10 protein-coding genes are annotated in these 15093 nt (G+C 68.0%); 4 read left to right on the forward strand and 6 right to left on the reverse strand.

Annotated elements, in window-relative coordinates; all coding sequences use genetic code 11:
• Positions 1 to 203: 203 nt before the first annotated feature.
• Positions 204 to 3386, reverse strand: a complete 3183-nt coding sequence (locus H5J31_RS37380) for a BTAD domain-containing putative transcriptional regulator (RefSeq protein WP_181777384.1) — start codon at positions 3384 to 3386, stop codon at positions 204 to 206.
• 151 nt (positions 3387 to 3537) lie between these two features.
• Between H5J31_RS37380 and H5J31_RS37385 the strand changes: the two genes are divergently transcribed.
• Positions 3538 to 4953: a M1 family metallopeptidase gene (locus H5J31_RS37385; RefSeq protein WP_181777385.1), complete on the forward strand. Its 1416-nt coding sequence runs from the start codon at positions 3538 to 3540 to the stop codon at positions 4951 to 4953.
• A 27-nt stretch (positions 4954 to 4980) separates the two neighbouring features.
• Positions 4981 to 5616 (forward strand): pyroglutamyl-peptidase I, encoded by a 636-nt coding sequence (gene pcp, locus H5J31_RS37390; RefSeq protein WP_181777386.1) that lies wholly within the window; start codon positions 4981 to 4983, stop codon positions 5614 to 5616.
• 183 nt (positions 5617 to 5799) lie between these two features.
• Here the strand turns inward: pcp and H5J31_RS37395 are convergent, their stop codons facing one another.
• Together H5J31_RS37395 and H5J31_RS37400 are read right to left on the reverse strand one after the other, a co-directional pair.
• On the reverse strand, positions 5800 to 7584 hold the full coding sequence (locus tag H5J31_RS37395; protein ID WP_181777387.1) for an Hsp70 family protein: 1785 nt from the start codon (positions 7582 to 7584) through the stop codon (positions 5800 to 5802).
• Positions 7585 to 7900: 316 nt separating this feature from the next.
• A complete protein-coding gene (locus H5J31_RS37400; RefSeq protein ID WP_181777388.1) occupies positions 7901 to 10459 on the reverse strand; it encodes an ATP-dependent Clp protease ATP-binding subunit in 2559 nt (852 codons plus the stop codon).
• A 359-nt stretch (positions 10460 to 10818) separates the two neighbouring features.
• Between H5J31_RS37400 and H5J31_RS37405 the strand changes: the two genes are divergently transcribed.
• Positions 10819 to 11655, forward strand: a complete 837-nt coding sequence (locus H5J31_RS37405) for a (2Fe-2S)-binding protein (RefSeq protein ID WP_181777389.1) — start codon at positions 10819 to 10821, stop codon at positions 11653 to 11655.
• Here H5J31_RS37405 and H5J31_RS37410 read toward each other — a convergent pair.
• Positions 11652 to 12233 (reverse strand): TIGR03086 family metal-binding protein, encoded by a 582-nt coding sequence (locus H5J31_RS37410; protein WP_181777390.1) that lies wholly within the window; start codon positions 12231 to 12233, stop codon positions 11652 to 11654. The two genes, H5J31_RS37405 and H5J31_RS37410, sit on opposite strands and share 4 nt — an antisense overlap.
• Positions 12234 to 12299: 66 nt before the next feature.
• Here H5J31_RS37410 and H5J31_RS37415 point away from each other — a divergent pair, with 66 nt between their 5' ends.
• On the forward strand, positions 12300 to 13121 hold the full coding sequence (locus H5J31_RS37415) for a helix-turn-helix domain-containing protein (RefSeq protein WP_181777391.1): 822 nt from the start codon (positions 12300 to 12302) through the stop codon (positions 13119 to 13121).
• Positions 13122 to 13152: 31 nt separating this feature from the next.
• Here the strand turns inward: H5J31_RS37415 and H5J31_RS37420 are convergent, their stop codons facing one another.
• Together H5J31_RS37420 and lysS are read right to left on the reverse strand one after the other, a co-directional pair.
• Positions 13153 to 13506 carry a histone-like nucleoid-structuring protein Lsr2 gene (locus H5J31_RS37420; RefSeq protein ID WP_005165380.1) on the reverse strand — a complete coding sequence of 118 codons (354 nt, stop codon included), beginning with the start codon at positions 13504 to 13506 and terminating at the stop codon, positions 13153 to 13155.
• A gap of 150 nt (positions 13507 to 13656) precedes the next feature.
• On the reverse strand, positions 13657 to 15093 hold a 1437-nt coding region (gene lysS / locus H5J31_RS37425; RefSeq protein ID WP_181777392.1), incomplete at its 5' end, for a lysine--tRNA ligase.

Here is a 15093-nt window from a genome sequence, read left to right on the forward strand (position 1 = left end):
TCCCCTTCCCTCGGCTGAGCCGAGCGAAAGGGACTTCACGCGCGTTCGGGCGGAGACGCGGGGGCGTAGGGCGCGCGTTCGGGCAGCTGCGCCGAGCGGCGTGTTGCGAAAGCCACTTTCCCAACACTGAACGTTGCGAAAGTGGCTTTCGCAACACGCGGCACGCGAGTGGGCAGGTGGGCGCGGGGGTCGCTAGCGGCAAGTCAGACCGCTTCGACCTTCAGCCAGTCGAGCAGTTCCTGTCGGGGCAGCTCGGCGTCCTGGACGAGCAGCGCTTCGTAGCGCTCCTCGCCGAAATGCTCGCGGAGGTCTTCGATCAGCTGCCGGATCGCGGGTTCCCCGAGGTCGTGCCTGCCGCGGAGCAGCTTCGCCGCGCCGAGCAGCCGCAAGGCGATCTCGGGCCGCTCTTGCTGGAACCGGATCAGGGCCAGTACCTCGATGATCCGGCCGGCGTCGGGCATGTCGCCCCGGTTCACCGTGGATCGCAGGACGACGGCGGCGCCGCGGCTCGCTTCTTCCAGGTCCCCGGCCGCCAGCGCCACCTCGGTGTCGATGAGGCCGCCGAACTCTTCGGCGAACATACCCGGCAACGGCACCTTGGCCATCGCTTCCCGGAAACTCACCGAGACCGCGCGCGCCTCCTCCACACGGCCCGCCCGGCTGAGCAGATCGGCCTTGCCCACCAGCACCATCACCGCGAGCTGATCGTTGCCCGTGTCGGCCGCGTACCGTTCGGCCTCCCGCAGCTCGCGCATCGCCGTTTCGAGGTCGCCCGCCCTCGCGTACTCGGTCGCCATCCGCCAGCGCTGCTGGATCACGTCGTCCTGGGAACCCAGTTCGAGCGCGAGGGCGAGTCCCTGCCGGTACAGCGACAACGCCGTCTCGTGGTCGCCCGACATCGAGATGTCGCTCGCCTTCATGCCCACCGCCATCGCGGTGCCCCAGCGGTCGCCCACCGCCGCGAACCCTTCGTAGGCCCGGTCGCGCGCGCGTTCGGCGCCTGCGGTGTCGCCGTCGTCGGTGAAGACGAAGCTCTGCGCCCACGATCCCGCGGCGCGAGCCCACGGGTCCGGGCTCGACAACGCCCGCTCCACCTCGCGGAGGGCGAGTTTCTTGTCCTTGCAGAAGAACGCGAGCATCGGCAGGCCGATGGCCAGCCCGGCGAACCGTTCGTACGCCTTCGTCCGCACGCACCGGTCGATGAGCGCGCGCCCTTCCTCGGGACTGCCGACGCCGGGCACCATCGCCATCATCGCGCGGATCGCCCCGAACGCGGCGGAGACCTCTTCGTCGAGGCGATCACCGAAGGCGAGCATCTCGGCGACGTACGACTCGGCCCGGTCGCTGTCCCCCTTGACCATCCAGTACCAGAAGGTGCCGCAGAACACGCGCGTCGCCATTTCCAGATCGTCGGCGTCGATCGCCTGGCGCAGGGCGGTCACGATGTTGCCCTGTTCGGAGTTGTACCGGGAGATGGCGGCGAGCTGATCCGCTCGCCGCAGCGACGGCTCCAGCCGTTCGACGAGATCGGCGTAGAAGCGGTGGTACGACTTCGTCAGCCACTCGCGCTCGCCCGCCTCGTCGAGGCGTTCCGCCGCATAGGCCCGGATGGTCTCCAGCATGCGGTAGCGCGGCTCCCCCTGGTCACCGGCCATCGCGTCCACAATGGACTTCTCGACGAGCGAGCCCAGTACGTAGAGGACGTCTTCGGCGGGCAGGCCGTCGCCGGCACAGACCGACTCGACCGCTTCGACCTCGGCGCCCGCGCCGAACACCGAAAGCCGCCTGGCCAGGACGCGTTCGGCGTCGTCGAGCAGATCCCAGCTCCATTCGACGACGGCGCGCAGGGTGCGCTGCCTCGGCAAGGCCGTCCGGCTGCCCGAGGTCAGCAGGCGGAACCGGTCGTCGAGGCGCTGCGAGATCTGCGCGACGGTCATCGACCGCAGCCGCGCGGCGGCCAGTTCCAGCGCGAGCGGCATCCCGTCCAGCCGGCGGCAGATCTGCGCGACATCGTCCACAGTGGACTCGTCGAGGACGAAATCCGGCCGGACCGCCGCCGCCCTGTCGACGAACAGCTTGATGGCGCCCGACTCGGCGGCTTGGGGAACGGTCGGCGTCCCGTCCGGCACGGAGAGCGGGCCGAGCGGGCACAGCGTCTCGCCGTCGATGGCGAGCGCCTCCCGGCTGGTCGCCAGCAGCCGCAGCGTCGGTACCCGCCGGAGCAGGGTGTTCGCCAGCTCGGCGGCCGCGTCGACCACGTGCTCGCAGTTGTCCAGCACCAGTACCGATTCACCGGCGCCGAGCGTCTCCACGGCCCTGGCCAGCGCGTCCACCGGGCGACGGATCGGGTCGCCGCCGTGGGAAAGGCCGAGGTCCCACAGTTCCAGCGCCGCGAACACCGCGCCGGGCAGGTCGTCCGGATCGCGGACGCCGGCGAGGGGGACGAACCAGACCCGTCCGCGCGCGTGCGCCGGATGCCGCGTCGCGACCTCGGTGGCCAGCCGCGTCTTCCCGGCACCACCCGGCCCGACCAACGTCACCAGCCGTGCGCCCGAGAGGAGTTCGGCGACCAGTTTCAGCTCGTCGTCCCGGCCGACGAAGCTGGTCAGCCGGACCGGGAGATGGTCGGCGACCGCGGGCGGCGGGCCGAGTTCGCCGCGCAGGGCGGCGAGGTGGACGTCCTTGAGTTCGGCCGAGGGGTCGACGCCCAGCTGATCGGCCAGCGCCGCGCGGACCTCCTCGTAGACGGCCAGTGCGTCGGACTGCCGGTCCGCGGCGCACAACGCCCGGATCCACAGCGCGGCGAGACGTTCCCGCAGCGGATTCCGTGCGGCCGCGTCCTTGATGTCCGCCAGCACCCGCGCGTGCCCGCCGAGCCGGATCTCGGCCTCGAAGCGGTCTTCGGCGACGTCGAGACGGAGGTCCTCCAGCCGCGTCGCCGGCCCCTGCGCGAAGGGGGCTTCGAGGACGTCCGACAGCGCTTCGCCACGCCACAGGCCGAGCGCGTCGGAGAGGATCGCGGCCGCCCCGGAATCCCGGGCCGCGGCCAGCTCGGCACGCCCTTCCGCGGCCAGCCGTTCGAAACGGAAGACATCGACGTCCTCGCGGTCGACGTCCAGCCGGTAACCGCCCGGACCGGAATCGAGCGAGACGCCTTCGGCACGCAGGACCTTGCGCAACCGCGAGACCAGGGACTGCAGCGCGTTCGCCGCGTCGGCGGGCGGTTCCGCACCCCAGAGACCGTCGATCAGGGCGGTCGCCGGGACCGGCCGTCCGGGGTCCAGCGCGAGCCTGGCCAAGAGCATGCGGAGGCGGGCACCGCCGATGTCGACCGGGGTGCCGTCACCGGCCTCCGCTCCGACCGGGCCCAGCAGCGTCACACGCACGACCCCCAGCTTTCCAGAACCCGCAAACCGTTAGCCCGGCCAGGCGACGGAAGTGGGGATTATCCGGGCACGGAGGAGCTTTCCGGGCGGTCGGCCGAGGTCACGGGGCTACGTTCGGGGCCGAACAACAGCCGATCGACTGGGAGCGTGAATGAGGTACCGGAGTACGGCCGTCATCGCCGCCGTTCTGGCCGCGAGTGTCCTCGGGGGCGGGACCGCCGTCGCCGACACCGGCAAACCCGGAGCCGACGGTGCGGGCGACAGCTACTACCCGCAGGACGGCAACGGCGGCTACGACGTCGGGGACTACAACCTGAAGGTCGGCTACGAACCGGCCACCAAGCAGCTCACCGGCCTGCAGACGATCACCGGCCGGACGACGCAGTCGCTCAGCTCGTTCAACCTCGACCTGCACGGGCTGACCGTCGACTCGGTCAAGGTCAACGGGCGGAAGGCGGCCTTCGCACGGTCCGGTGACCACGAACTGGTGATCACCCCGGCCCGCCCGCTGCGCAACCGCGAGCGGTTCACCGCCGAGGTCGCCTATCACGGCGTCCCGCAGCCGATCGAGGATCCGTCGCTCGGTGAGAACGGCTGGCAGTACGCGAAATCCGGCGGCGCGTTCGTCGCGGGCGAGCCGAAGTCCGCGACGACCTGGTACCCGGTTAACGACACCCCGCGGGACAAGGCGACCTTCCACCTCGCGGTCACCGTGCCGTCGGAATGGGGCGTCATCTCGAACGGCCGCGAGCGCGGACAGTCGGTTTCGGGCAAGAACACCACCTACGTCTGGGCCGAAGAGACCCCGGCGGTGCCGTACATGACGACGGTCGCGATCGACAAGTGGGAGTTCGAGCGGACGAAGCTGTCCGACGGCACCCCGGTCGTCAACGCCTACGCCCCCGGCACCCCGGCCGCGACCAAGCAGGCCGAGGCAAGGCTGCCGGAGATCATCGACTTCCTGTCGTCGAAGTTCGGGCGCTACCCGGTGGACGCCGCGGGCGGCATCTTCCTGGCCGAGCCGATCGGGTTCTCGCTGGAGACGCTGAGCAGGCCGATCTACTCGGGTGCCGCGGGCAACGTCCCGACGATCGTGCACGAGAACGCCCACCAGTGGTGGGGCGACTCGGTCGCCGTCGACAAGTGGAAGGACGTCTGCCTCAACGAATGCTTCGCCTCCTACGCGGAGTGGATGTGGTCCGAGGCGAAGTCGGGGCAGGACCTCAAGGCACGCTACCTGTCCGCGGTGCAGAAGGCCACGGACCGTTTCTGGGCCGGGAAGCTGTACGACATGGGCCCCGGCAACGAGTTCACGTACGTGTACTCGAAGGGCCCGGTGGCGCTGCACGCGTTGAAGAACTACATCGGGGCGGCGGCGTTCGACCGCATCCTGCGGACCTGGCCGACGCTGCACCGCGACGGCAACGCGAGCCTGCCGGAGTTCCAGAAGTTCGCCGAGCGGATCGCGCACAAGAGCCTGCAGGGCTTCTTCGACGCGTGGTTCTACGGCAACACCAAACCGGCTCCCGAGTTCCTCTACCCGGGGGACCTCAAGCCGGCCGCCTGACGTCTGTCACACGTTAGGGTGAGAGGCATGACGTCAGTGCTCCTCACCGGCTTCGAACCGTTCGGCGGTGAGCGGGTGAACCCGTCGTGGCAGGCGGTTTCCCTGCTCACCGGCCGGCGGCGCGACGCCGTGGCCGTCGAGCTGCCGTGCGTGTTCTCGCGTTCGCTGGTCACCTTGCGCGACGCGATCGACGAGTACCGCCCGGAACTGGTGATCTGCGTGGGGCAGGCGGGCGGCCGGGCCGACGTCACCCCGGAGCGGGTCGCGATCAACCTGATCGACGCGCGGATCCCGGACAACGCGGGCTCGCAGCCCGTCGACGTCCCGGTGATCCCCGGCGGGCCGAACGCGTACTTCACGACCCTGCCGGTGAAGGCGTGCGTCGCGGGGATCAAGGACGCGGGACTGCCGGGTTCGGTTTCGCACACCGCGGGGACGTTCGTGTGCAATCAGGTCTTCTACGGGCTGATGCACTTGCTGGACAACGATTTTCCCGGTGTACGCGGTGGTTTCGTGCACGTTCCCTACACGCCGGAACAGGCCGCGCGGACGACGTCGCCGAGTCTCGCGGTGCATCGCGCGGCGGAGGCACTGGAGATCATCGTGGACACCGCCCTTTCGGTGACCGAGGACCTCTCGATTCCGGCGGGCACGCTGCACTGAATCTCGGTCGTGAGCGGCGATTCGGGTTATCGAGGGGTAAGGCTGCCTGACGACGCCCTGCCGCTCCTTGACCATCCACAAAGGACGTTTTCCGAATATCCGGTTTATGCCTTAATGCGCACTTCTCGCCTGGGGTCGTGAGTGGCAATGAGGGTTAGAACCCTCATTGCCACTCACGACCGCTCAGGGCTTGAGCTGTGCGGTGAAGAAGTCCACCATCTCCTGGGTCGTCCGCGCTGTTCCGTCGCGACGGGTCGAGACGAGCATCGCGCTCAACGGCGCGTCTTCGGTCCCGAAGAGCACGATGCCGCTTCGCTTGCCTACGCCCGCCATGTAGCGCCCTTTCAGGCCGTCGGCCGCCCAGGTGCCCTCCACGGGCTTGCCCTTGGTCATCTGCCGCCGGACATCGCCTTCCAGGCCGGGCATCGCCACGCCTTGGTAGTAATTGATCGCGTTCGACGCCTCGTCGTCGGTGAACACACAGGTGACCGCCGACGACGCCTTCATCGCGGCGGCCGCGTCCGGCGCGTCCTGGCACTCGGTCCGCTGTGGGATGACGGCGGCGATCCGGCGGAGGCAGTCGGTGAACCCGTGCTCGTCCTTGGGGCCTGGCTGATCACAGCTCACGGGCTTGACCGGCTCGGCAGTCTTCGGCGCCGCGATCGGCTCGTCCTCGGCGCCGAGAACCAGCGCGAGCGTCGTGACGATCGCCGCGAGAGCGAGCACGATGACGCCGTACGTCGTGGGCTTCTGCCAGTTACGGCCCGGCTGCGGGGCTGTCGGGCTCCAGCGCGGCGGCTGCGGCCTCCGTGGCGGCTGGGGTGGTTGCTGCTGGGGCGGCGGCTGCTGGTGCTGGATCGGCGGGGCGACCGGCGCGAACGCGGGCACGGTCAGCTGCGAATCCTCGCCGCCCGCCGGAACGTGATGGAGCCCGAACGCGACCGCCGTCTCCGGCTGATCCTGCGTGGTCGGCGCGATCCTGAGCTGGTTCGCCAGCAGACTCGCCAGCAACGGCATCCGGCTCGGCCCGCCGACGAGGTAGACGCCGCCGAGGTGGGCCGGGGTGAGCCCGGCACGATGGATCGTGGCGGCGAGAAGTTCGGCGCTGCGCAGGAAACTCGGCCGGACGAGCGCTTCGAGCTCCATCCGCGTCACCCGCACGTCCCCGAACGGCTCCGGCATCGGGATCTCGGTCTGCTGGTGGCGCGACAGGCTTTCCTTGGCGTCGCGGACGTCCTGCAGCAACGACCGGCGCGTACGGCGGTCGCCGACCGACTGCGGGCGCAGCACCCGCTGCCACACCGCCGGATCGGAATGCGAGACCTCGCGGCCGATGTGGACGAGCAGCGCCTGGTCGATGTCGAGGCTGCCGAGGTCGGGCAGGCCGTCCTCCGCGAGCACCGCGAACCCCTGATTGCTGACACCGACGACAGCGCAATCGAACGTGCCCGCCCCGAGGTCGTAGACCGCGATGGGCCCGGACGGCCGCTGCCCGTGATTGAGGGAGGCGTAATGCGCCGCGGCCGCGACCGGCTCCGGAATGAGCAGCGTCGTGCCGAACCCGGCCTTGAGCGCGGCGTCGCGGAGGATCTGCTTGCGATCCGCGCCCCAGCCCGCCGGATGGGAGATGCGGACCTGCGCCGGCAGACGTTGCAGGAGCAGCTCGGCTTCCTCGCCGACACGGCGCAGGACGGCGGCGAAGGCGTCCGCGATGGGAAGCGTGACGTCACCGAGCTGAAGGGCGCCCTCGTCGATACGTCGCTTGGGATTCGCCTCGAACCGGCTCGGATCCAGCCGGGCCCGGCGTTCCGCGTCACGGCCGACGAAGACCGTGCCGTCCTTGTCGACGTAGATCGCGGACGACATCGTCACCGAACCGTCGATCTCGACGACCTGCGTACCTCTGCCCTGGATCGAGAGCACCCCGACCGTGCTGGAGGTACCGAAATCGATCGCCAGAACGTCCACCTGAGACCCCCTCCCGGATCCGGTGGCATCGTCTCACGGAGCGCCTCGGCGGCCGGGAGCGGTCAGACGGCGGTGGAAATGGTGACGTCGCGATCGCCGGCCACCGCCTCGCGATCCATCGCGAGGATCGGCCCATTCAGCTTCCCCTGTCGCGTCCGGATACCGCCGGGTCGTGAGTGGCGATTCGGGTTAGAACCCGAATCGCCACTCACGACCAGCTTGCCCCACTCCCCGCGGCCGCTCTCCGTGCAGGCTCGCGAACGGAAAATGCCCGCCGCGGTGAACCCGCGACGGGCATTTCCGAAACCACCGAGACCTACTCCGCCTCGGCTTCACCGTTCTCTTCGCTGGTGCCGGCGCCGATGCTGACCGGCGGGGCGTCCGGGACGGACGAGGGACGGGCTTCACCGCGGAAGGTGAAGTGCGCCTTGTCGTCCTTCTCGCCCTCTTCGTCGTTCCAGCCTTCGACGTCGACCAGGATGATCTGGCCGGCCTGGACCTCGCCGAACAGGATCTTCTCCGACAGCTGGTCTTCGATCTCGCGCTGGATCGTGCGACGCAGCGGCCGCGCGCCCAGCACCGGGTCGAACCCGCGCTTGGCGAGCAGCGCCTTGGCCTTGGACGTGAGCTCGAGCTCCATGTCCTTGGCCTTGAGCTGCGTCTCGACCCGGCCGATCATCAGGTCGACCATCTGGATGATCTGGTCCTTGGTCAGCTGGTGGAAGACGATGATGTCGTCGATACGGTTCAGGAACTCAGGCCGGAAATGCTTCTTCATTTCCTCGTTGACCTTCTGCTTCATCTTCTCGTACCGGTTGGCGGTGTCGCCGCCGGACGAGAACCCGAGCGAGACGGACTTGGAGATGTCCGAGGTACCCAGGTTCGAGGTGAAGATGAGCACGGTGTTCTTGAAGTCGACCGTGCGACCCTGGCCGTCGGTGAGACGGCCGTCTTCGAGGACCTGCAGGAGCGTGTTGTAGATCTCCTGGTGGGCCTTCTCGATCTCGTCGAACAGCACCACCGAGAACGGCTTGCGCCGCACCTTCTCGGTCAGCTGGCCGCCCTCTTCGTAGCCGACGTAGCCCGGAGGGGCACCGAAGAGCCGCGAAGCGGTGTAGCGGTCGTGGAACTCGCCCATGTCGATCTGGATGAGCGCGTCGTCCTCGCCGAACAGGAACGCCGCGAGCGCCTTGGACAGCTCGGTCTTACCGACACCGGACGGACCGGCGAAGATGAACGAACCGGAGGGGCGCTTCGGGTCCTTCAGACCGGCGCGGGTACGGCGGATCGCCTGGGAGACGGCCTTGACCGCGTCCTCCTGGCCGATGATCCGCTTGTGCAGCTCGTCCTCCATGCGGAGCAGACGCGTGGTCTCCTCCTCGGTGAGCTTGAACACCGGGATGCCGGTCCAGTTGGCGAGGACCTCGGCGATCTGCTCCTCGTCGACCTCGGCGACGACGTCGAGGTCGCCGTCCTTCCACTGCTTCTCCCGCTCACCCTTCTGGCCGAGGAGGGTCTTCTCCTCGTCACGGAGGCGGGCGGCGCGCTCGAAGTCCTGCGCGTCTATCGCGGACTCCTTGTCCCGGCGGACGTCGGCGATCTTCTCGTCGAACTCGCGCAGGTCCGGCGGTGCGGTCATGCGGCGGATGCGCATCCGGGCGCCGGCCTCGTCGATCAGGTCGATCGCCTTGTCCGGCAGGAAGCGGTCGTTGATGTAGCGGTCGGCCAGGGTGGCGGCCTGGACCAGCGCGCCGTCGGTGATCGAGACGCGGTGGTGCGCCTCGTACCGGTCGCGAAGGCCCTTCAGGATCTCGATCGTGTGCTCGAGCGACGGCTCGCCGACCTGGATCGGCTGGAAGCGTCGTTCCAGCGCGGCGTCCTTCTCGATGTACTTGCGGTACTCCTCGAGCGTGGTCGCGCCGATCGTCTGCAGCTCACCACGGGCCAGCATCGGCTTCAGGATGGACGCGGCGTCGATCGCGCCCTCGGCGGCACCCGCGCCGACGAGCGTGTGCAGCTCGTCGATGAACAGGATGATGTCGCCGCGGGTCTTGATCTCCTTGAGCACCTTCTTCAGGCGCTCTTCGAAGTCACCGCGGTACCGGGAACCGGCGACCAGGGAGCCGAGGTCGAGGGTGTAGAGCTGCTTGTCCTTCAGCGTCTCGGGCACCTCGCCCTTGACGATGTTCTGCGCGAGCCCCTCGACGACGGCGGTCTTGCCGACGCCGGGCTCACCGATCAGGACCGGGTTGTTCTTGGTGCGCCGCGACAGCACCTGCATGACCCGCTCGATCTCCTTGCCACGGCCGATGACCGGGTCGAGCTTGCCTTCGCGGGCCTGGACGGTCAGGTTGCGGCCGAACTGGTCGAGCACCAGCGACGACGACGGGGTGCCTTCACCGCGTCCGGAGCCGGTTTCGGTCGACTCCTTGCCACCCTGGTAGCCCGAGAGCAGCTGCAGCACCTGCTGACGCACCCGGTTGAGGTCCGCGCCGAGCTTGACGAGCACCTGCGCGGCGACGCCTTCTCCCTCGCGGATCAGCCCGAGCAGGATGTGCTCGGTGCCGATGTAGTTGTGGCCGAGCTGCAGCGCTTCGCGCAGCGACAGCTCCAGCACCTTCTTGGCCCGCGGGGTGAAGGGGATGTGCCCGCTCGGGGCCTGCTGCCCCTGGCCGATGATCTCCTCGACCTGCTGGCGGACGCCCTCCAGCGCGATGCCCAGCGATTCCAGCGCCTTGGCGGCGACACCTTCACCCTCGTGGATCAGACCCAGGAGGATGTGCTCGGTGCCGATGTAGTTGTGGTTGAGCATCCTGGCCTCTTCTTGGGCCAGGACGACCACCCGCCTCGCGCGGTCGGTGAACCTCTCAAACATGTGCACTCCCTCGACTGCTGCGACGGCGGCCCGTTTCCATCGTGCTTTCACCGCGATGGATTCAGCACCGTGAGACCACTCTAGTAGCCAAGTGGTCGCGCTGGCGTACCACTACGGCTGTTTGCGGCCCGTTCGCGCCCCGACCGTTCTCCGGCCGTGCGCTCTTTCATCTTCCGGTTGCCCTGCACCTTTACGTCAAGCCCAACGTGCGAACACGCACTCGGATTCCGCCTCACGCGCCTTGTCCGCTGAGCGCGAACACGTCCGGCCGGCAAGAGACGCCCAGTGGATGGACACCCGTCCGGAGTAGTCACGGTCCGTATGTAAGGTTAGGCGTACCTAATGAAGGGAGGACCGGCGTGCCGTATCAACGGTCCTCTCATGCCCTCGCGTCACGCGAAGACGGCCTCCGGGCCTCACTCGCGAGGATCCCCGAAGACGCCGGCCTCCGCGACGCCGTACCGGACGACGAACCGGGCTGGGTCCGCTGCGGCGACCTGCTGGACGACCCGGTTCGTCTCGCGCGTTGGCGAGACCGGCTCGGCGACTGGCTGGCCGGGCGGTACCCGGACACCGCCGTCGTCCCCGAGCGGGTCCCGGCGAGCTGGATCCTGTCCTGGTATCTGCACGTCCCGGCGTTCGCCGGCGCGCTGCTGCTGCACCACGAACGCCGCGTCCCGTCGCTGGCGCCGTCCGGGCTCGCCTTCCGGATCGGCGGCGGCCGGCCGCATCCCGAAACGATCGCCGTGCTCGGCGGCGCGTTCCACTGCCTGCCGACCGATCCGGGTTCCGCGCATCCGGAGGCCGTCGTCGTCCCGGACGAGCGGACGCTGGCGACGATGCTGCGAGGTCGCTTCGTCGCGCACGCGAGCCGGTTCATCGACGCCTACGCGCCACTCACGAGGCTCGGGCGGCGGCAGTTGTGGGCCGCCGCCACGGACGCGCTCGACAACGCGCTGTGGTCGGCGGGACGACTGGGCGGCACTCCGGAGGCCGAAGGCGCCGGCGTCGCGGACGCCGCGCTGGTGCTCGAATCGCGGTTCCCGCCACCGACGTCGGCGTCGAAGCTGCGGCTGGCCCCGGGCCCCGATGGACAGCGCGAGTGGACGAGAAACCGCGAAAGCTGCTGTTACTCCTATCTACTGCCCGCGGAATCGGAATGCGGCGGCTGTCCGCGAATCCGCGGAAAGAACTAACCGCCCCACTTCGGGTTCCGTCCTGAAGCGCCGAGAGCGCGCTCGAAGATCGTTGCGCCGTCCGCAACGACGACTTCTTCTCCATAGACCTTCATCGACCGCGCCCGATCGCCCATCGCGGCAGCGGACTTGTAGACGGCTTCGGCCGCTTCGGGCGCGACTGTCAGGGAGCGACCGGTCGCCCGGGCCAGATCCCAGCCGTGGAAGACGAACTCGCCGAGCACCATGTCGCCGACGATCGAGGCGGGCATCTCCGCGGTGCCGAGCGCCGTCATCCCCTGCCACGCTTCGGGCGCCCCGAAGACGTCGACGAGCCGGGCCGTCTGCTTCTCCAGCGCGTCGGGCCAGTCGGCACCGGCGAGTCCCGCTTCCGCCTCGCCCATGGACACCTCGGGTGGCGGCGTCTTGCGCCCGGCGGCTTCGAGCCAGGGACCCCAGTAGAGAAGGTGGTTCAGCAACGCGCGGACGTCGTACTCGGCGCACGGCGTGCGGGCGGCGAGATCCGCCTCGCCGATCCCGTTCAGGATTCCGGCGAATTCCGCGGCGGCGGGGGCGATCAGGGCAGCGTGTTCGGACATAAGGGCATGAGTTCACGGGAAGGGCCGTGGTGTCTTGAAGAAACGCGACAGGGTTACGTTGAACCGGTGAGCGGGCACCGGATCCCGGCGGGGATCGTCAACGCGCGGGAGGCGAGCGCGAGGTTCAGCCTCGCCCGGCACCGGCCTGGACCAGGACTCCGGCCGTTCGTCGACCACCTCTGGGTACTGCGCTGGGATCTGCGCGACCGTCCGCCCCATGAACAGGTGGTACTGCCCAATCTCGCGGTGAACCTCACGTTCTTCAGCGACGCGAACGGTGCGTTCGGTCCCGGGAAACGGCCTTTCCGCTACGTCGTGGCGGGCAAGGACCACGGTATCGGCGTGCGATTCCGGCCCGGGGCTTTCCGGGCATTCCTCACCGGTCCGGTCTCGATGATCTCGGGCCGTTCCGTTCCGCTCACCGATCTCTTCCCCGGCGCCGTACCGGTGACGGAATCGGTACGCAATGCGACGAACGACTTCGAAATGGTCCGCGCCGCGGAGGAACTGCTCCTCGCGAAACGCCCGGTGCTGACCGCCGCGGCCCGGACGGCCATCGAAGCGGTGGAAACAATCGCGGGCGAACCGGCCATTACCCGGGTATCCGAGCTGTCAAGCCGAACGGGCCTGTCTCAGCGAAGCCTGCAACGCCTCTTCGCCGAACATGTCGGCACCACGCCCAAATGGGCGATTCAGGTATACCGGTTGAACGAAGCGGCGGCACGGATCACGGCCGAGGACCAGCCGGACTACGCGGAACTGGCGACCGCACTGGGCTATAGCGACCAAGCGCACTTCATCCGGGATTTCCGCTCCGTGACCGGATGGGTGCCCACGGAGTACGCCCGCTTGAACCGTGTACAAGAACAAGAAAGCCGCCGGGAATAGTTTCCCGGCGGCTTGAGGGTCGAAGCGACCTTCAGTTCTTCTTGTGGTAGGCCTCCACGACCTCGGACGGGATACGTCCACGGTCGGAAACCTGGAAGCCGTTCTTGCGGGCCCAGGCGCGAATGGCCTGGTTCTGCTCGCGGTCCACGGTCGCGGGGCGGGCGGCGGCCTTCACGCCGGCGACCGGACGAATGGCGGTGCGCTTACGGCCACCCGCGCGGCGGGCGTGCTCCACATACTGGGCCAGCGCGTCACGAAGCTCTTCCGCGTTTTCCGCGGAAAGGTCGATCTGGTAGCTCACACCGTCCAAACCGAACTCGACGGTCTCTTCCGCCTCAGTGCCATCGAGGTCGTCGACGAGCGAGACGAGCACCTTCTGTGCCATCTGTTTCCTCCTGCTGGGGGCTTACACGAATGATCTGGTACGGGGCATGCCCCGACAGAAGACTTTGTCTAGCGACATTAATACCCGCTACCGAGACATAACGCAAATCTCGTTTAGGAGAACGATCGAGGTATCTGTCACGCGGACGGGTTATTCAGGTCGTACGAGCGGGAACAGGATGGTCTCCCGGATACCAAGGCCGGTCAGCGCCATCAGCAACCGGTCGATCCCCATTCCGACACCACCGCTCGGCGGCATTCCGTACTCCAGCGCCCGGAGGAAATCCTCATCCAGGTTCATGGCCTCACTATCACCCTGTGCACCCAGCCGAGCCTGTTCCACCAGACGCTGGCGTTCCACCACGGGATCGACCAGCTCCGAGTATCCGGTGGCCAGTTCGAATCCGCGCACGTACAGATCCCACTTCTCGGCAACCCCGGGCTTGCTGCGGTGTTGCCTGGTCAGCGGGGATGTCTCGACCGGAAAATCACGGACAAAAGTAGGTTCGTGGAGATGATCGCCCACGAGGTGTTCCCACAGTTCCTCGACGAGTTTGCCGTGCCCTAACTTCGGGTCGAGCTCCAGCTCTCGCGCTTCGGCATAGGAACGCAGCTTGTCCGCCGATGTCTCGGGAGTGACCTCTTCCGACAACGCCTCGGACAACGACTCGTACATTCCGAGAGTGGTCCACTCGCCGGACAGGTCGTACTCCGAACCATCGGCGAGAGTGACCACCTGAGTGCCGAGAACGTTCTGCGCCGCTTCCTGGATGAGCTGCCGCGTCATCACCGCATTGGAGTCATAGGTCGCATACGCTTCGTAGTACTCGAGCATGGCGAACTCGGGCGAGTGCGACGAGTCGCTGCCCTCGTTCCGGAAGTTCCGGTTGATCTCGAAGACCTTCTCGATACCGCCGACCACACAGCGCTTGAGGTACAGCTCGGGCGCGATCCTCAAGTAGAGGTCGAGGTCGAAGGCATTCGAATGCGTCACGAATGGCCGCGCCGCCGCACCGCCGTGCAGCGTCTGCAGCATCGGGGTCTCGACCTCGAGGAATCCGCGGCCGTGAAACGAGTCACGCAGGGAACGCAGCACACCCGCGCGGGTACGGACCACGTCGCGGGCCTTGGGCCGCACGATCAGATCGACATAACGCTGCCGGATCCGCGTTTCCTCGGCCAGGTCTTTGTACATGACCGGCAACGGGCGCAATGCTTTCGAAGTGATCCGCCAGGAGTCGGCCATCACGGAAAGCTCACCACGCTTGGAGGTGATGACCTCGCCTTCGACGAATACGTGATCACCGAGATCGACATCGGACTTCCACGCCGCGAGGGCGCCTTCGCCGACCTTCGCGAGGCTGATCATCGCCTGCAACTCGGTGCCGTCGCCTTCGCGAAGACTCGCGAAACACAGTTTGCCGGTATTGCGCATGAACATGACCCGGCCGGTGATGCCGACGATCTCACCGGTCGCGGTGTCGACAGGAAGGTCGGAATGCTTCGCGCGCACTTCGGCCAGGGAGTGCGTCCGGGGCACCTCGACCGGATACGGATCGATACCCTCCGCGATTATCCGGTCGCGCTT

The sequence above is a fragment of the Amycolatopsis pittospori genome (genome assembly GCF_013870525.1).
Classification (GTDB): domain Bacteria; phylum Actinomycetota; class Actinomycetes; order Mycobacteriales; family Pseudonocardiaceae; genus Amycolatopsis; species Amycolatopsis pittospori.